The organism is Acinetobacter johnsonii ANC 3681 (assembly GCF_000368805.1).
Taxonomy (GTDB): Bacteria; Pseudomonadota; Gammaproteobacteria; order Pseudomonadales; family Moraxellaceae; genus Acinetobacter; species Acinetobacter johnsonii.
This window is the reverse complement of the sequence record NZ_KB849705.1, coordinates 1,678,327-1,697,247: the sequence shown is the minus strand read 5'-3', so window position 1 is coordinate 1,697,247 and position 18,921 is coordinate 1,678,327. Positions and strand designations below refer to the sequence as shown.

The 18,921-nt window shown below is 42.3% G+C and carries 14 protein-coding genes; 10 read left to right on the top strand and 4 right to left on the bottom strand.

All coding sequences use genetic code 11. The annotated features are described in order from the left end of the window. Nucleotides 1–8 precede the first annotated feature (8 nt). From F946_RS12300 to F946_RS12265, 8 genes are all read left to right on the top strand, one after another. The gene (locus F946_RS12300) at nucleotides 9–1,907 is read left to right on the top strand and encodes an FAD-binding protein (RefSeq protein ID WP_004695556.1); all 1,899 of its coding nucleotides are present in this window, start codon (nucleotides 9–11) and stop codon (nucleotides 1,905–1,907) included. A 14-nt stretch (nucleotides 1,908–1,921) separates the two neighbouring features. Then, on the top strand, nucleotides 1,922–2,632 hold the full coding sequence (locus tag F946_RS12295) for a succinate dehydrogenase iron-sulfur subunit (RefSeq protein ID WP_004982744.1): 711 nt from the start codon (nucleotides 1,922–1,924) through the stop codon (nucleotides 2,630–2,632). Nucleotides 2,633–3,435: 803 nt separating this feature from the next. Then, nucleotides 3,436–6,258: a 2-oxoglutarate dehydrogenase E1 component gene (locus F946_RS12290; RefSeq protein WP_004982741.1), complete on the top strand. Its 2,823-nt coding sequence runs from the start codon at nucleotides 3,436–3,438 to the stop codon at nucleotides 6,256–6,258. A 16-nt stretch (nucleotides 6,259–6,274) separates the two neighbouring features. Beyond that, nucleotides 6,275–7,489, top strand: coding sequence for a 2-oxoglutarate dehydrogenase complex dihydrolipoyllysine-residue succinyltransferase (gene odhB, locus F946_RS12285; protein WP_004982740.1), 1,215 nt, complete (start codon nucleotides 6,275–6,277; stop codon nucleotides 7,487–7,489). A gap of 59 nt (nucleotides 7,490–7,548) precedes the next feature. Further along, entirely contained in the window at nucleotides 7,549–8,982 is a 1,434-nt protein-coding gene (gene lpdA / locus F946_RS12280; RefSeq protein ID WP_004982738.1) for a dihydrolipoyl dehydrogenase, read from the top strand. A gap of 172 nt (nucleotides 8,983–9,154) precedes the next feature. After that, on the top strand, nucleotides 9,155–10,321 hold the full coding sequence (sucC, locus tag F946_RS12275) for an ADP-forming succinate--CoA ligase subunit beta (protein ID WP_004982737.1): 1,167 nt from the start codon (nucleotides 9,155–9,157) through the stop codon (nucleotides 10,319–10,321). Between the two features lie 11 nt (nucleotides 10,322–10,332). Then, a complete protein-coding gene (gene sucD, locus F946_RS12270; protein ID WP_004982733.1) occupies nucleotides 10,333–11,223 on the top strand; it encodes a succinate--CoA ligase subunit alpha in 891 nt (296 codons plus the stop codon). Nucleotides 11,224–11,600: 377 nt separating this feature from the next. Then, the gene (locus F946_RS12265; protein ID WP_228128110.1) at nucleotides 11,601–11,975 is read left to right on the top strand and encodes a hypothetical protein; all 375 of its coding nucleotides are present in this window, start codon (nucleotides 11,601–11,603) and stop codon (nucleotides 11,973–11,975) included. 299 nt (nucleotides 11,976–12,274) lie between these two features. Here the strand turns inward: F946_RS12265 and F946_RS12260 are convergent, their stop codons facing one another. The 3 genes from F946_RS12260 to trpS form a co-directional block, all read right to left on the bottom strand. After that, complete coding sequence (locus tag F946_RS12260) at nucleotides 12,275–13,987, bottom strand: flotillin family protein (RefSeq protein ID WP_004982727.1); 1,713 nt, start codon at nucleotides 13,985–13,987, stop codon at nucleotides 12,275–12,277. Nucleotides 13,988–14,032: 45 nt separating this feature from the next. Then, a complete protein-coding gene (locus F946_RS12255) occupies nucleotides 14,033–14,677 on the bottom strand; it encodes a YqiJ family protein (RefSeq protein ID WP_004982725.1) in 645 nt (214 codons plus the stop codon). A 460-nt stretch (nucleotides 14,678–15,137) separates the two neighbouring features. Beyond that, the gene (gene trpS / locus F946_RS12250) at nucleotides 15,138–16,151 is read right to left on the bottom strand and encodes a tryptophan--tRNA ligase (RefSeq protein WP_004695576.1); all 1,014 of its coding nucleotides are present in this window, start codon (nucleotides 16,149–16,151) and stop codon (nucleotides 15,138–15,140) included. Nucleotides 16,152–16,348: 197 nt separating this feature from the next. Between trpS and F946_RS12245 the strand changes: the two genes are divergently transcribed. Both F946_RS12245 and ypfJ read left to right on the top strand, forming a co-directional pair. Beyond that, complete coding sequence (locus tag F946_RS12245) at nucleotides 16,349–17,275, top strand: DUF808 domain-containing protein (protein ID WP_004695578.1); 927 nt, start codon at nucleotides 16,349–16,351, stop codon at nucleotides 17,273–17,275. Between the two features lie 41 nt (nucleotides 17,276–17,316). Continuing rightward, on the top strand, nucleotides 17,317–18,222 hold the full coding sequence (gene ypfJ, locus F946_RS12240; protein ID WP_004695581.1) for a KPN_02809 family neutral zinc metallopeptidase: 906 nt from the start codon (nucleotides 17,317–17,319) through the stop codon (nucleotides 18,220–18,222). Nucleotides 18,223–18,272: 50 nt separating this feature from the next. On the opposite strand, the gene F946_RS12235 is transcribed toward ypfJ, so the two are convergent. After that, nucleotides 18,273–18,830 (bottom strand): hypothetical protein, encoded by a 558-nt coding sequence (locus F946_RS12235; protein ID WP_004982721.1) that lies wholly within the window; start codon nucleotides 18,828–18,830, stop codon nucleotides 18,273–18,275. Nucleotides 18,831–18,921 lie beyond the last annotated feature (91 nt).

The window sequence follows — 18,921 nt, the reverse complement described above, 5'->3', positions numbered from 1 at the left end:
AATAGATCATGGGCGCTATAACCCCTAAAGAAGATTACACAAATATTCCACACGAAACTTTCGATGCTGTCATCGTTGGTGGTGGTGGTTCAGGTATGCGCGCGTCTTACCAACTTGCTCAAGCTGGTTTGAAAGTTGCTGTTTTAACTAAAGTATTCCCAACTCGTTCGCACACAGTTGCAGCGCAGGGTGGTATTGGTGCATCTCTTGGTAATATGCAAGAAGATAACTGGCACTACCACTTCTACGACACTGTTAAAGGTTCTGACTGGTTAGGCGACCAAGACGCGATCGAATTTATGACGCGTGAAGCGCCACAAGTGGTTTATGAGTTAGAACACTTAGGTATGCCATTTGACCGTAACGCAGACGGTACGATTTACCAACGTCCATTTGGTGGTCACTCTGCAAACTACGGTGAAAAAGCAGTTCCACGTGCATGTGCTGCTGCTGACCGTACAGGTCACGCACTTCTTCACACGCTTTATCAAAGCAACGTGAAAATGGGTACGCAATTCTTTGTTGAGTGGATCGCGCTTGACCTGATTCGTAACGAAGCAGGTGATGTTCTTGGTGTAACAGCAATTGACCAAGAAACGGGTAAAATTGCAGTATTCCAAGCCAAAGCGACATTGTTTGCTACAGGCGGTGCGGGTCGTGTTTACCGTGCATCAACCAATGCTTATATCAACACTGGTGACGGCCTTGGTATGGCTGCGCGTGCAGGTATTCCATTGCAAGATATGGAATTCTGGCAGTTCCACCCAACGGGTGTTGCTGGCGCAGGTGTATTGTTAACTGAAGGTTGTCGTGGTGAAGGTGCAATCCTTCGTAACGATGCTGGCGAGCCGTTCATGGAACGCTATGCACCTACTTTAAAAGACTTGGCGCCACGTGACTTCGTATCACGTTCTATGGACCAAGAAATTAAAGAAGGTCGTGGTTGTGGTCCGAAGAAAGACTACATCTTGCTTGATATGACGCACTTGGGTGCTGAAACGATCATGAAACGTCTTCCATCTGTATTTGAGATTGGTAAGAAATTCGCGAACGTTGACATCACCAAAGAGCCAATTCCAGTAGTACCAACAATTCACTACCAAATGGGTGGTATTCCAACGAATATCCACGGTCAAGTGGTTGTGCCTGAAGGTTCTGAAACGGAAGCATTTGCAGCACATTATGACAAAGATAGCGATATCTATTCGACTAATGCGGGCGATCGTAACTTTACGAAACCTGTTAAAGGCTTCTATGCAATTGGTGAATGTTCTTGCGTGTCTGTACATGGTGCAAACCGTTTAGGTACGAACTCATTACTTGACTTGGTTGTATTTGGTAAAGCTGCGGGTGAGCACATCATCGACTACGTGACTAAACATCACGGTGATGAATACCAACCACTTCCTACGACTGTACTTGAGCAAACTGTTGCACGTATCCGTAAGTTAGATGACTCATCTACAGGTGAAAATGCGCAAGAAGTTGCAGATGCAATCCGTGACATCGTTCAAGACCATGCTGGTGTATTCCGTACAACTGCACTTCTTGAAGAAGGTGTGAAGCAGATTCTTGCGATTGAACCACGTGTACGTAACATTCACTTGAAAGACAAATCTAAAGTATTTAACACCGCGCGTGTAGAAGCTTTAGAAGTTGAAAACTTGTATGAAGTGGCTAAAGCGACATTGATTTCAGCAGCAGCTCGTAAAGAGTGCCGTGGTGCGCATACGGTTGTAGACTTTGAAGAGTCGCCAGATCATCCAGCTTACCCATATGGTCGTCGTGATGATGAGTGGATGAAGCACACATTATGGTTCTCTAGCGATAACCGTCTTGAGTACAAGCCAGTACGTTACAAGCCATTGTCTGTTGCTGCAATTCCACCTAAACCACGTACATTCTAATTGGGAGAAGTAAGATGAGTAGAGGTACTCGTACATTTAATATCTACCGCTACGATCCTGATAAGGATGCAGCGCCGTACATGCAAACTTTTAAGTTAGAATTGACTGATAAGCACCGTATGTTGCTTGATGCGCTTCTTGCATTGAAAGTACAGGATGAATCATTAACATTCCGTCGCTCATGCCGTGAAGGTATTTGTGGTTCGGATGGTGTAAACATCAATGGTAAAAATGGTTTAGCGTGTCTTTGGAACCTAAATGACTTACCAGAAGTGATTACAGTTCGTCCTTTACCTGGTTTGCCAGTGGTTAAAGATTTAGTTGTGGATATGAATCAGTTCTACGATCAGTACAACAAAATTCATCCATTCTTGATTAATAATCAACCTGCGCCACCAAAAGAGCGTTTACAGTCTCCTGAAGAGCGTGAACACTTAGATGGTTTATATGAATGTATTCTTTGTGCTTGTTGTTCAACTTCATGCCCATCATTCTGGTGGAACCCAGACAAGTTCTTGGGTCCTTCAGCGTTGTTGAATGCATACCGTTTTATCATTGACTCTCGTGATACAGCAACTCAAGAGCGTTTGGCTCGTCTAGACGACCCATTCTCGCTATTCCGTTGTAAAGGCATCATGAACTGTGTATCAGTGTGTCCTAAAGGTTTGAATCCAACTAAAGCAATCGGTCATATCCGTAACATGCTTTTAGATGCTGCGGGTTAATCTCTAGGCTGATTTATCAGTTAGAAAAAGCACACCTTTAGGGTGTGCTTTTTTATTTTATAGCTAGATTTTTGCTGTAAAAATAAAGTTGAGTGAAAGCGTGAGCTTGGCACTATTTTTGTTTGTGATAGGTGGCTTTTGTGGAAATTGCACCAGATTGGTGAAAAGCGCGACGATTTAAAACAAATGTCATAAATAAGTGCAAGTATGAGTCTGCAAAAAAAGTTATGAAGATGTTAAGATGGATGTTGTTGATGGGGAGGGCATATTGAAAGATGATGCTCTCTTTTCGTATGTGTTTTTTGGAGTAGACTTTGGTCTACATTGAAACTCGGTTTTATTTAAAGCACCATATATTAGATGAAATTTTGATATGTGTATTTCGCCAATTTATGAAAGGTATGTGTCAAAAAAATCAATTGAAATATGGGGAGTATGTTAAAATTTTTGCACGTTTATATTTAAAAAATGCGCGCTAAATATGTACATTAATTCAACATTTAAGCCGCATTAGAGCGAGTATAAATGAAGGGTTAGTCGCTTTAGAAAAAATAATGCAAAGCCTTATTTTTTCTAAGTCGATTTGCAAAAAATTGCTCGGTTTTGGCCGGGTATGAATGAGTGATGATGCCGCTGAGGGCGTTATGATTCATTGTCACATTGGGTAATTCTAATGTAGTGATAACGCCTCATGGCATCCGCCTTATGGGGACTAATGTCATGTTACCAATTTGACATTACTAATCATGGGTTCGCTTAAAAAGCATCCTGAAATGTTTTTGCAATAGGAAATGGGTCCACAAATGCAAGAAGTTGCTGACGCATTGCGTCTTGACACTGAACTTTCCGCTGATAGTGCAGCGTATATTGAAGAACTTTATGAGCAGTACTTGGCTGCACCAGACTCAGTAGAGGCTGACTGGCGTGCATACTTCGATAAATACCCGAAAGGTGATCAACCACACAGCAATGTACGTGAGCAATTCTTATTACTAGGTCGTAATTCAAGTCGTGTTCAAGCAGTGGTACAAAGTTCTGTTAGTACAGAACATGAACGTCGTCAAATTGGCGTACTACAACTGATTGCAGCGTACCGTAACCGCGGTCACCAAAAAGCGAAGCTTGATCCTTTAGGTTTGGCAAAACGTGAAATCGTGCCAGACCTTGACCTTGCTGCACATGGCTTAACCCAATCTGATTTCGACACTGTATTCAATACAGGTAATCTTTTGATTGGTAAAGACGAAGCAACTCTAGGTGAAATGGTTCAAGCCATGGAAGCAACGTACTGTGCTTCAATTGGTGCAGAATACATGCACATTGTTGATACCAAAGAAAAACGTTGGATTCAACAACGCCTTGAAGGTGCACGTGGTCAATTCAACTTCACTGCAGAACAGAAAAAACACGTATTAGAGCGTTTAACTGCGGCTGAAGGCCTAGAAAAATTCCTGGGTAATAAATACGTTGGTGCAAAACGTTTCGGCGTGGAAGGTGGTGAATCTTTCATTCCAATGGTTGATGCTTTAATTCAGCGTGCAGGTTCTGTAGGTTGTAAAGAAGTTGTCATTGGTATGCCACACCGTGGTCGTTTGAACCTTCTTGTAAACATCATGGGTAAAAACCCAGCAGACCTATTTGGTGAGTTCGAAGGTAAGAGCTTACATAAAAAAGGTTCTGGTGACGTTAAGTACCACCAAGGTTTCTCTTCAAACGTAATGACTCAAGGTGGCGAAGTTCACTTGGCATTGGCGTTTAACCCGTCTCACTTAGAAATCGTCGGCCCTGTGGTTGAAGGTTCAGTGCGTGCACGTCAAGTTCGTCGTAAAGACATTGGTGGCGATGACGTATTGCCAGTAATTGTTCACGGTGATGCTGCATTTGCAGGTCAAGGTGTTAACCAAGAAACCTTCCAAATGTCACAAACACGTGGCTATACAGTGGGTGGTACGGTTCATATTGTGGTGAATAACCAAGTCGGTTTCACAACGTCTGATCCACGTGATGCGCGTTCTACAGAATACTGTACGGACATCGCGAAAATGATCCAAGCACCTATTTTCCATGTGAACGGTGATGATCCTGAATCAGTATTGTTTGTTGCGCAATTGGCACATGACTTCCGTCATACATTCCGTAAAGACGTTGTAATTGACATGTTCTGTTACCGTCGTCGTGGTCACAACGAAGCGGACGAGCCAGCTGCAACTCAGCCAATGATGTATCAAGTCATCAGTAAGAAAACTACAACGCGTGCGCTGTATGCAGACCAATTGGTTCAAGAAAGCGTTTTAGACCGTGCTAAAGCAGATCAAATGGTTGAAGATTACCGTTCGGATCTAGAAGCAGGTAAGCACGTTGCCAATGCACTGGTACTTGAACCAAATACAAAAATGTTTGTAGATTGGGCACCGTACTTAGGGCATGACTATACAGACGTATGGGATACCACATGTTCTGAAGATCGCCTAAAAGAACTTGGTCGCAAAATGCGTGAGCTTCCTGAAGGCTTCGTGATGCAGCGTCAAGTTGCAAAAGTGATTGATGATCGCTTAAAAATGCAAACTGGTGAAATTCCATTGAACTGGGGTGCTGCAGAAACTTTGGCTTATGCATCTATTTTAGATGATGGTTATTTGGTTCGTTTGACTGGTGAAGACGTTGGTCGTGGTACCTTCTCACACCGTCATGCAAAACTGCATAACCAAGTGGATGGTTCAACGTACATTCCACTTTGTCATATCAAAGAAAATCAACCACGTACTGCTATTTATGACTCATTGTTGTCTGAAATGGCGGTGTTAGGTTTTGAGTATGGTTATGCAACGACTCTGCCTAAGAGTTTGATCATTTGGGAAGCACAATTTGGTGACTTCGCAAACTGTGCACAGGTGGTAATCGATCAGTTCATCGCATCAGGTGAAACCAAGTGGGAGCGTGTGTGTGGTTTAACCTTACTTCTTCCTCACGGTTTTGAAGGTCAAGGTCCAGAGCACTCATCTGCACGTTTAGAGCGTTTCTTACAGCTATGTGCTGAAGACAACATGCAAGTGATGACACCGACTACGCCTGCACAGATTTTCCATGCTTTACGTCGTCAAGCGATTCGCCCAATTCGTAAGCCAATGATCATTATGTCACCGAAGTCTTTACTTCGTCACAAGCTTGCAACGTCTACTTTAAGTGAACTTGCAAACGGTACATTCCAAACTGTGATTGATGAAATCGACACCATCAACAAAGCAGACGTAACCCGTTTAGTGCTTTGTGGTGGTAAGGTTTACTATGACTTGCTTGAGAAACGTCGTGAGCAAGAGTTGAATAACACTGCAATCGTTCGTATTGAACAATTGTATCCATACCCTGAACAACGTATTGCTGAAGTTCTTGCTCAATATCCAAACGTAAAAGACATTGTTTGGACGCAAGAAGAGCCGAAGAACCAAGGCGCTTGGTTATTTATTGCTCCTCGTCTATATGATGATGTAATGAAGTCGGCTAAACCAGTACGTATCAGTTATGCAGGTCGTGAAGCTTCTGCTGCACCGGCTTGTGGTTCACCATATTTGCATGCAAAACAACAAGCTCAGCTCGTAAATGACGCTTTAGCGATCGTAGCTGAATAACAGGAGATTCTTAGTAATGGCAACCGAAATTAAAGCACCGGTATTCCCTGAGTCAGTTGCGGATGGAACAATCGCAACTTGGCACAAACAACCAGGTGAAGCAGTATCACGTGATGAAGTGATCTGTGATATTGAAACAGATAAAGTTGTTTTAGAAGTTGTTGCTCCTGCTGACGGTACAATTGCATCGATCATTAAAGGTGAAGGTGACACAGTTCTTTCAAATGAAGTGATTGCACAGTTTGAAGAAGGTGCTGTATCTGGCGCTGCGCAAACTGAAGCAGTTCAGTCTGAAGCGAAAGTAGAACAAGCAGTTACTCAAACTGAAGCGGGTGCTGCACCAGTCGTTGAACGTGCTCAAGTTGCTGATCAAGCGCCTGCTGTGCGTAAAGCATTGACTGAGTCTGGCATTCCAGCTGCTGATGTTGCAGGTACAGGCCGTGGTGGTCGTATCACGAAAGAAGATGTGACAAATCACCAAACTAAACCAGCAGCTCCAGCTGCAGCACCATTAAGTGTTGCCGTGGGTGAGCGTGTTGAGAAGCGTGTTCCAATGACACGTCTTCGTAAGCGTGTTGCTGAGCGTCTGCTTGCTGCAACTCAAGAAACTGCAATGTTGACGACGTTTAACGAAGTGAACATGAAGCCAATCATGGAAATGCGTGCACAATACAAAGACGCATTTGAGAAGCGTCATGGTGCGCGTCTTGGTTTTATGTCTTTCTTTGTTAAAGCGGCAACTGAAGCGCTTAAACGCTACCCAGCAGTTAATGCTTCAATTGACGGTGATGACATTGTTTACCACGGTTACTATGACATCGGTGTAGCAGTATCTTCTGAGCGTGGTCTAGTTGTACCTGTGCTTCGTGATACAGACCGCATGAACTATGCTGAAGTTGAAAATGGTATCCGTGACTTTGCTTACAAAGCACGTGATGGTAAATTGGGCATCGAAGACATGACTGGCGGTACGTTCACAATCACCAACGGTGGTACTTTCGGTTCATTGTTGTCGACTCCGATCTTGAATACACCACAAACTGCGATTTTGGGTATGCATAAAATCCAAGAGCGCCCTATGGCTGTAAACGGTCAAGTAGAAATCTTACCGATGATGTATTTAGCGCTTTCTTATGACCACCGTCTAATCGATGGTAAAGAAGCTGTAGGTTTCTTGGTAACAATCAAAGAATTGTTAGAAGAACCAGCTAAATTGATCCTTGACCTTTAATTCTAAAGAATAAAACATGGGCTTAGAGAGATCCTCTAAGCCCATTTTTGGAGATAAAAATGTCTCAACAATTTGATCTTGTTGTAATTGGCGGTGGCCCAGGTGGTTACGAAGCAGCAATTCGTGCAGCGCAGCTTGGTTTTAAAGTTGCGTGTATTGAAAAACGTATTCACAAAGGCAAACCATCTTTAGGTGGGACGTGCTTAAACGTGGGTTGTATTCCGTCTAAAGCATTGCTTGATTCTTCTCACCGCTACGAAGATACAGTGCATCACTTAGCTGATCATGGTATTACAACAGGTGAAGTGAACTTTGATTTGTCTAAACTCCTTGCACGTAAAGACAAAATTGTTGACCAACTTACTATGGGTATTGATGGCCTTTTAAAAGGTAACGGTATCGAGTGGTTAAAAGGTACAGGTAAATTACTTGCAGGTAAAAAAGTAGAATTTGTATCTCACGAAGGTGAAACTCAAGTTTTAGAGCCTAAATATGTGATTCTTGCAACGGGTTCTGTGCCAATTAACATTCCATCAGCACCAGTTGATCAGAACATCATTGTTGACTCAACTGGCGCACTAGAATTCCAAGAAGTACCTAAGCGTTTAGGTGTAATTGGTGCGGGCGTAATCGGTCTAGAGCTTGGTTCAGTATGGCGTCGTCTAGGTGCTGAAGTTGTTGTATTTGAAGCAATGGACGCATTCTTACCAATGGCTGATAAAGCATTGGCGAAAGACTACCAAAAACTTTTAACTAAGCAAGGTCTTGATATCCGTGTTGGCGCTAAAGTTGCGGGCACAGAAGTTAATGGTTCTGAAGTTACTGTTAAATATACTCAAGGCGGCGAAGAAAAAACTCAAGCGTTTGATAAGTTGATCGTTTGTGTAGGTCGTCGTGCATATGCTGAAGGTCTATTGGCTGATGATTGCGGCATCAAACTAACTGAACGTGGTTTAGTTGATGTGAACGATTGGTGTGCGACGTCTGTTGACGGCGTATATGCTATTGGTGACTTGGTTCGTGGCCCAATGCTTGCGCATAAAGCGATGGAAGAAGGTGTAATGGCTGTTGAGCGTATTCACGGTCATGCAGCTCAAGTGAACTATGACACCATCATTTCTGTGATTTACACACACCCAGAAGCGGCGTGGGTCGGTTTAACAGAACAGCAAGCGATCGAGAAAGGCCACGAAGTGAAAACGGGTCAATTTGGTTTCGCTGCAAACGGCCGTGCAATGGCTGCGGGTGAAAATGCTGGTTTCGTGAAGTTTGTTGCTGATGCAAAAACTGACCGTTTACTGGGTATGCACGTGATTGGGCCTGCTGCGTCTGATATCGTACACCAAGGTATGATTGCACTTGAGTTTGTATCTTCGGTTGAAGATCTACAGTTGATGACTTTCGGTCACCCAACATTCTCTGAAGTGGTTCATGAAGCTGCACTTGCAGTGGATGGTCGAGCGATTCACGCAATTCAGCGTAAACGCAAATAAGACAACGAAAAGAGCGACTACGGTCGCTCTTTTTTGTTTCAGGTGTTGTCTTCTCATGAAGAATCATCTAAAAATAAAGATAAGAAGTTTTAAAAATCCAAAATGTTCACTGTGATAGTAAACAGTTTCGGTGCAACAAAAAGTAAATAAGCAGTAATAAAAAGGTTAGTCGATGAATTTACATGAATATCAAGCTAAAGCGCTATTAAAAAAATATGGTATGCCTGTCCAAGAGGGCGTACTTGCCACCACTCCAGAAGAAGCAGTAAAAGCCTTTGAACAAATAGGCGGAAAATCTGCTGTCATGAAAGCTCAAGTGCATGCGGGTGGTCGTGGTAAGGCGGGTGGCGTAAAAGTTGTAAAGTCAGCAACGGAAGCTGCTGAATATGCAAAAAGCATCATCGGAACCAACCTTGTTACCTATCAAACGGATAGCCATGGTCAACCTGTCAACAGTGTACTTGTCGCGGAAGATGTTTATCCTGTAGAGCGTGAACTGTATTTAGGCGCTGTGGTTGACCGCTCAAGCCGTCGTGTGACTTTTATGGCATCGACTGAAGGTGGTGTTGAAATTGAAAAAGTTGCAGAAGAAACTCCAGAAAAAATTATCAAAGTAGAAGTTGATCCTTTGGTCGGCTTACAGCCTTTCCAAGCACGTGAAGTTGCATTTAAGTTGAACCTTAAAGATGGTCAAGTGAATCAATTTGTGAAAGTCATGTCTGCTGCGTATCAGGCGTTCATTGAAAATGACTTTGCTTTATTTGAAATTAATCCGCTGTCTGTCCGTGAAAATGGTGACATTTTATGTGTCGATGCCAAAGTGGGGATCGATTCAAACGCGCTGTATCGTTTACCTGAAATTGCTGCGCTGCGCGATAAGTCACAGGAAAATGAACGTGAGTTAAAAGCGTCTGAATTTGACCTTAACTACGTTGCGCTTGAAGGCAATATTGGCTGTATGGTTAATGGTGCTGGCCTTGCGATGGCAACCATGGATATTATTAAACTCTATGGTGGCCAACCTGCGAACTTCCTTGATGTCGGTGGTGGTGCAACCAAAGACCGTGTGATTGAAGCGTTTAAAATTATTCTGGCAGATACCTCTGTACAAGGGGTATTGATTAATATCTTCGGTGGAATTGTACGTTGTGACATGATTGCTGAAGCAATTATTGCAGCGGTTCAAGAAGTAAATGTGACCGTACCTGTGGTTGTTCGTTTAGAAGGGAACAATGCTGAATTAGGTGCCAAATTACTTGATGAATCAGGTTTAAAACTTATTTCTGCAAATGGCTTATCGGATGCCGCAGAAAAAATTGTTGCTGCAGTAAAAGCGTAAGGAGTATCAATATGAGCGTATTAATTAATAAAGACACCAAAGTATTGGTACAAGGTTTTACAGGCAAAAATGGTACATTCCACTCAGCACAAGCGCTAGATTATGGAACCAAAGTCGTTGGTGGGGTTACACCGGGTAAAGGCGGCACAACTCATCTAGATTTACCTGTATTTAACACCATGAAAGATGCAGTTGCCGGTACAGGTGCAGATGCGACTGTGATTTATGTGCCGGCTCCGTTTGTATTAGATTCAATTATTGAAGCAGTGGACTCAGGTGTTGGACTGATTGTGGTCATCACAGAAGGTGTGCCAACTTTAGACATGCTCAAAGCTAAGCGTTATCTTGAAACCAATGGTAATGGTACGCGTCTGATTGGTCCAAACTGTCCGGGTATTATTACTCCGGGTGAATGTAAGATTGGGATTATGCCGGGTCATATTCACCAACCGGGTAAAATTGGTATTATCTCGCGTTCAGGTACGTTGACTTATGAGGCGGTTGCTCAAACGACGAAACTGGGCTTAGGACAATCAACCTGTATTGGTATTGGTGGTGATCCAATTCCGGGCATGAACCAAATTGATTGTTTGAAACTGTTCCAAGAAGATCCGCAAACTGAAGCGATAATCATGATTGGTGAGATTGGTGGTACGGCTGAAGAAGAAGCAGCTGAATATATTCAATCGCATGTGACTAAACCTGTGGTGGGTTATATTGCAGGTGTAACAGCACCGAAAGGCAAGCGTATGGGACATGCGGGAGCAATTATTTCTGGTGGTAAAGGTACTGCTGAAGAAAAGTTTGCAGCATTTGAAAAAGCGGGGATGGCCTATACGCGTAGCCCAGCAGAACTCGGTTCAACCATGTTCCAACTTTTAAAGGATAAAGGTTTAGTTTAAGCCTTTTATATTTTAAAAGAAAAAGCCGTATGTCTTAATTGCACATGCGGCTTTTTTGTGGAGAGCATATTGGTTTGCCCTAATACATTTCTCTGTATAAAAATAATATGGGGGTTAGAGTGTTTAATCTCAGCTGAAAACTATATTTAGCCACTTTGAAAAAGCAATATTGGACAAAAGACAAAATGGTTAAATTAGAGCAAGATTTGCTATGTACTTAACAATCTGAGAATTGATAAATATTTGGTGTTCACTGTTTATATAGGAGACTATGCTATATTCATAATTAAAATAATTCTTTTGAAGACATAATATTACAGATGTTAAAGCCTATTCATTTATTGTTTTGTCGTTGCTTATTTTTGTTCGGGCTAGCGATGAATAGCGCTTATGCTGAAAATGAAGATGTCTATTTGGCGGAGTCTTTGAGTGATGATATTTTCCACTATTATCAGCAGTTAGCTGCACAACATGATGAAGCGGAAAACGATTATACATTGATCAATAATGATTTTTATGAGAATGAATATATTCGCGTATTTAACTACTCGGGCTATAACTCGGATAGTTTAAGCCATAAATTGGGGACAGGGGAGTTTGATAGTTCAGATTTGGATGCACTCAGTATTTCATTTGGGTATGGTATTGAAATTAAAATCAACAAACGAAATAAAGTTGGATATGAGTACCTTTCAAATTTTCCTTATGATCGTGGGCAATTGATCCGTTTCTTTTGGGTGCGTTTGCACTAAATGGTTCAACTCAGTTTATTTGTAAAAAAGGTTGTAGCCATATGGTTTAGAATGTTTTCACTCAATTGTAGAGTCTAGGATGTTTACATTACTTTTGGACTTTTCTGATGGTAGGCTAATCGATTACCAAGCTAAAATAACTTAAATTTTTATAATAGATGATAGGCTTACTATGCTGAGTGAATTAGAGGGTCTATCGTTTTAACAGCTTAAATGTGTATTTTATTGAAAGTTGAATATTAAAGTAGATGATAAAAAACGCGACAGATCGTCGCGTTTTTTGCTTGTAAGTCTAACTACTATTGAGCTTTGCTTTGCGGTTTTAAGCTTTGGGTTAAACCATTGATGTCGCCGCCTTGAATTCCCAGTTCATTCATCAAGCTATCAATTAATGGTGCTTGGGTACGATAGCGTAGCGCACTATTCACCACTTGATCAGACAAAGCAACTTGTGAAGATTCCGCACCATCACCTCCAGTTGTGGCTGAGCCGACATTACCTAAACCGTTAACCTGTAGAATTTTGATGTCATCAATGTTTTCCATCGGCTTAACACTTTCACGAATGATTTCAGGTAAGTATTTTAACAATGCTAGGCGAATTTGCATTTCAACTTGCTCAGGAGATAAGACGTTGTTGGCCTCATTCACGGCACGTGTACCATCTGCATCGACTTGGTATTGTTTTTCCATTGCTTGAGCCAACAGTATTTTGGCATCCGCTTCACCTTTGGCCTTTAAGCGAGCTTGTTCGGCTTGAGCTTCCGCTGCAATACGAACTGCTTCGGCATCATCGGCAGCGGCTTGTTTACCTGCTTCAGCGGCAACGGTAATCGCAATTGCGTCTTTTTCAGCAGCTTGTTTCGCTGCAACCAATTCAACTGCTTTTTGACGCTCCGCACGCTGGGTTTCACGTACTGTAATCACTTCTTCTTCAGCTTTCACCGCTTCAGCGCGGGCGCGGTCAGCTGAAGCTTTGGCTTCAGACTCTTCACGTGACTTTTCAGCAATTGCAATGGCACGTGACTGTTCAGCCAGTTCGATGGTTTTCTTTTGTTCAACCTGTGCTTGTTCAATAATTTGTGATTTTTGAATATTTTGGCTTTCGACATCACGTGCTGCACCAATACGCTTCAATTCAACTTCACGTTCAGCTGCAATACGTGCTTCTTCTGCTTCACGTTTTTTCTCCGCCTCTTGAGAGGCAATTTCAGCCAATTGCTCTGCACGGCGAATTGCAATTTCACGTTCTTGTTGTAGTTTGGCGTATTCTTCTTCGCGGATGATTTGTAGACGAGCTTGTTCTGCTTCTAGGTTTTTAGTCTTAATGGCAAGGTCAGCGTCTTGCTCGATGTGATTACGTTTGCGACGACGGTCTTCAATCGTTTCAGTCAGTTTGGTTAAACCTTCGGCATCGAATGCATTTTGAGGGTTAAAGTATTTGAAACCTGTTTGGTCTAAACCTGTTAATGACACAGTTTCTAGTTCTAGACCATTTTTATGTAAGTCTTCGGATACGACTTGTTGGACTTTTTGCACGAAATCGACACGTTTTTCATGTAACTCTTCCATCGCCATTTCAGCAGCCACAGCACGCAATGAATCAACAAATTTACCCTCCACAAGGTTCTTCAGCTCATTGGGAGACATCGTTTTTTGTCCCAATGTCTGTGCTGCAACAGCAATCGACTCTGCCATTGGTTTCACACGGACATAGAACTCGGCCATGACATCGACGCGCATACGATCACGGGTAATGAGCGCTTGATCGTCGGCACGGCGAACTTCTAAACGTAGCGTGTTCATGTTGACAGGAATAATTTCATGTAAGACTGGCAGTACTATTGCACCACCACCTAAAATGACTTTTTCGCCACCAAAACCAGTACGTACAAAAGAAATTTCTTTGCTTGAGCGACGGTACAGACGAGCAATAATAATGCCGATAATGATGAGGGCTGCAAAGATAATTCCGACAAGAATAAGAATGTTATAGAAATTGTTGCTGAGCATAAGGGTCCCGATTTTATTTAAAGTTATAAGTACAAAATGAAAGAATTAAAGTGAAATGGCTTTAAAGCCAATCTTGGTTTTTTGAGTCAAAATGACTTCTTGACCTTGAGAAAAATGAAGGTCTGTTTCAGGTTCAACCAGTACATAATGCGTTTGCCCAAACTGATCTTGGACTCGTGCTTGAGCAGGTGAGTTGACTTTAGCTTCACCTAAAATAATCAGTGCTGTTCGTCCAATCAGCTCTTCACTGTAAATTGCTGTGGTTTCATCTTGTGGCAAAATTTTAGCAATCAGCATGGCACTGTAACGAATCATAGGCATCGAAAGTACGAGGCAAAGAGGTGCCATGATCCATGCACTCCAATAGCTCCCGGTCCAAGTTTGAAGAATGGACTGTAGAATAAAGCCACTTAAGCTATACAAGGTGAGGAAGATAATCAGCCAAACCAAGAGGGGGACACGGCCGATAAACAACCAATCCAGCAGGGCATTGAGCCAACCTTGATCGGCATCTAGTGCAATGTCGACGTCTTTAGTACTGCCTAGGTCATCAGGTAGGAATTGGTCAAGTAGGCCTTGTGAGCCGCCGCCTAACACCAATAAAATCAATTCGAGCAGTCCCAATAAAAACATCAGACTGAGGCAAATACTAAAAATTAAATTGGATGGGTGAGTAAATAATTCCCACATTCTAAAGGTTCTCTATTTTTATGCTGTTATCAATTAAGTGTAAATTTTTAAAAAGAATTGTATTGAAATTGGGCTTTAGCATAGCATTCAAAAAACAGAATGTCTAAGTTTGTTGGAACGTAAAGTGAGAGCAGTTTAATTGGGATTTAGTAAATTTTAGGCAAAAAAATACGCAATGATTGGGGTATTCATTGCGTAGAACTACGAATCTGTTGTTACACAGTTTCGGTAAAAAGGAGAAATGTTATATCTCAGGGTTAATCTAAGCTATGAACTCATCATAAGGTCTGCGCGTTCTTATTTCATGAGTATTCACGTTAAGTACTGTAAATTTAGGTTAACAAACGACACTAAATGTCAGTTTTTGAGATGCATGTAGCTTATTCGTGTTTATTTCGCGATTAAAAAAGCCTTTCTCTGTGAGAAAGGCTTTAAAGAAGCGCATTAGTTTAAGACCGGATTAGAAATGAAACACCCCTAAACCTGATTTAACTTCATCTAGAGTCTGTTGAGTGATATCACGACATTTGTCTGTACCGGTCTTTAAAATATCCATGATGTAATCAGGATCTTTCGCAAGTTCCATTCGACGTTCACGAATTGGCGTGATCAGCTCTTTCAATACGCCTTCAAGACGCTTTTTCACCGTACCATCGCCCAAACCGCCACGGCGGTAATGTGCTTTAAGTTCTTCAACTTCTTCTTTGTTTGGATCAAACGCATCTAAATACGTAAATACGATATTACCTTCAACCTGACCTGGGTCTTCAACACGCAGGTGGTTCGGGTCGGTGTACATCGCATTCACAGCTTTTTTAATGTCTTTATCTGTTGCATCCAACACAATGGTATTGCCTAAAGATTTCGACATTTTGGCTTTACCATCAAAGCCGGGTAAACGGCTCATATTGGAAAGCAGAGCCTTACACTCAGGTAGTAATTCCTGACCAATCTGACGGTTTAAGCGGCGTACGATTTCATTGGTCTGTTCGATCATTGGAATCTGGTCTTCACCGACAGGTACAACCGTTGCTTTAAATGCAGTGATATCTGCCGCTTGTGCGACGGGGTAGCATAAGAAACCAGCTGGAATATCTCGTTCGAAACCACGCATCTGAATTTCAGACTTAATGGTTGGGTTACGTTCTAAACGAGACACGGTCACAAAGTTGAGATACAACATGGTGAGTTCATTTAACGCTGGTAAGCTCGACTGAACGCAAATGGTGGTTTTGGTTGGGTCGATCCCGACTGCTAAGTAATCTGTGGCAACTTCAAGAATATTGCGGCGAACTTTTTCAAAGTTATCTGCATTGTCAGTAAAGGCTTGCGCATCGGCCAATAATAAATGCTGATGGTGTGAATCCTGCAAACCCACACGTGAACGTAAAGATCCGACAAAGTGCCCTAAATGAAGTTGTCCCGTTGGACGGTCGCCTGTCAAAATAACAGGACGGTTGTCTTGATTACTCATTATCTATTTCCAAAGTCGTCGTAGCGACATGCTATTTTCAAAGAATGCAGACATTGTACGGCATAATCTTTTTCAATGTCAGTCTTAAAAAAACTGCAGTGAAAAAATTATAAAATCAGTTAAATTTCAAAAAACAAATATTCAAAAGCTTAGATCACAGATTAAAATGTCAGAATTCTCAAGATGGATAAAAATAAATGGCGAGTAGCTTATTAATATTACTAGATGATATTGCCACGATACTAGATGACGTTGCGGTCATGAGCAAAATGGCGGCAAAAAAAACGGCGGGTGTTTTGGGCGATGATTTAGCACTCAATGCACAACAGGTCAGTGGGGTTCGTACTGACCGTGAGCTGCCTGTGGTTTGGGCTGTGGCAAAAGGCTCTTTTGTTAATAAATTGATTTTAGTCCCTGCGGCGCTGTTGATTAGTGTGGTTGCACCATGGCTGATCACGCCACTGTTAATGATTGGTGGTTTATTTCTATGTTATGAAGGGGTAGAAAAAGTCCTGCATAGTTTGCATCACAAAAAAGCCAAAACCGAAGAGGAAGCCAGCCAAGAATTAACTGCGATTGAAACGGATATGGCGACTTTTGAAAAAGATAAGGTCAAAGGGGCGATTCGTACCGACTTTATTTTGTCGGCAGAAATTGTAGTGATTTCACTGGGGACTGTGGCTGCTGCAACTTTTTCAACCAAAGTCATGGTGTTGTCTGTAATTGCCATTTTAATGACCGTCGGTGTGTATGGTTTTGTGGCGATGATTGTCAAAATTGATGATTTAGGACTGTATCTAACTCAGCAAGCTTCTTCATTTAAGCAAACTATTGGCCGTGGTTTATTGGCTTTTGCACCAAAACTGATGAAGACCTTAACCATCGTGGGCACTATCGCGATGTTTTTAGTGGGTGGTGGCATTATTTCCCACGGCGTGCCTTTATTGCATCATTTCACTGAAGGTTCAGTGGATTATGCTGAACATATTCCAACTGTGGGAAGCATTGTGGGAGCATTAACCCCAACACTGATTAACTTAGTGATTGGTTTTGTGGCTGGTTTGATTGTATTGGCTATTGTGAGCTTGATTAAAAAAGTTTGGCCAAGTTCAAAAAAGGCATAAAATGGATCGGGTCAGCATGAATTAAAAGAAGGAAGAGTGCTATGCGTTGGAAGGGACGTCGTGTCAGTAGCAATGTCGAGGATCGTCGCGGTGGTGGCGGTGTCAAGGCGGGTGGCATCAGTATTTTAGGGCTGATCGTGGCCTTTGTGGCATGGAAGTTTCTAGGTGTCGATCCGCAGCAAGCCTACCAAGCCACTAAACAAGTGACCGCACAAACTGGAGCGGCAGAAACTCAAGGTTTGGATAACCCAACGCCTGATCAGCAGGAAGCGATGGACTTTGTCGGTACGGTACTGGCCGACACTGAAGACACATGGAGTCAAATTTTCCAACAGCAATTGGGACAACAATATGTTCCACCGAAGTTGGTGATGTTTTCAGGGGTGATCAATTCGGGTTGTGGTACTGCTCAGTCTGCAATGGGGCCGTTTTACTGTCCAGCAGATCAGAAGGTGTATATCGACACCGCTTTCTTTAAAGACATGCGGACTCAAATGGGTATTGGCGGTGAGCAAAACCAAACGGAGTTGGCGCGCCAAGATCAAGCGGGTGACTTTGCTCAGGCTTATGTGGTGGCACATGAGGTTGGACATCATATTCAAACCATTTTAGGGATTTCTGAACAAGTACAAAAGGCTCGTGCACAGGGCTCAAAAGCGCAAGGAAATGCTTTATCGGTACGTCAAGAGTTACAAGCTGACTGTTTAGCGGGGGTATGGGCGCATCATAACAATCAACGGACCCAGTTCTTAGAGCAAGGCGATGTTGAAGAAGCGATGGATGCGGCACATAAGATTGGTGATGATTACCTACAAAAGCGGGCAACAGGGCAAGTGGTCCCTGATAGCTTTACCCATGGAACCAGTCAACAGCGTATGACTTGGTTTGGCACGGGCTTTAAGTCGGGGCAAGTTGAAAGTTGCGATACCTTTAATCAAGCCATTTAAGCTATAAAAAAAGAGGCGATTGATCGCCTCTTTTTTTTAACCAATGCATTCTAGCGGTTTAAGAACTGCTTAAAGTTTCGAGCAATACGGACACTCACATATAACGCAATACAGGCAAATAACAACACCCCAAACACCACATATTTTAAGTTGCTCATATCCGCACGGTAAAACTGCTGAATTTGCTCAGGCGTATAACGCAATGTTTTAACATCTTGTGTCCGTGTATCGAGATAACTCACTTGCTGAATGTAGTTAAATTGCCCTGCTTTGAGTAGTTCAATTGACTGAATTTGGCGGGTATGTTGTTCGTTGTAGTCATCTACACAAATGTCGGTTAAATAGTGATCACAGCTGAGTTTGGCGATATAACCCTGATTGGCCACATGCAAATAAATATGATCATCGGGTGCTTTATTGTTTGAAAGTAGAACCAGTGTTTGATCGGGACGAGAGTTCATTTTAAAACTTTGTGCTGAGGCAAAAGTTTGCTCGGCTTGTAAAATTTCTTTGGTTTTTGCAAAGCAGGTCAGAAACAACGCAAAGGTGGTCAGGAAAATAATCAGTGCGAAGAACACCCGAAAGATGGTTTTAAAAGTGAATTGCATAGGAGATCAAACTTGGCCAAAGGGAAAGTTCACGCATAAAAAACATGCATATACGCTATGTTAATTCATCATCAGGAGAAATGTTAAAAAA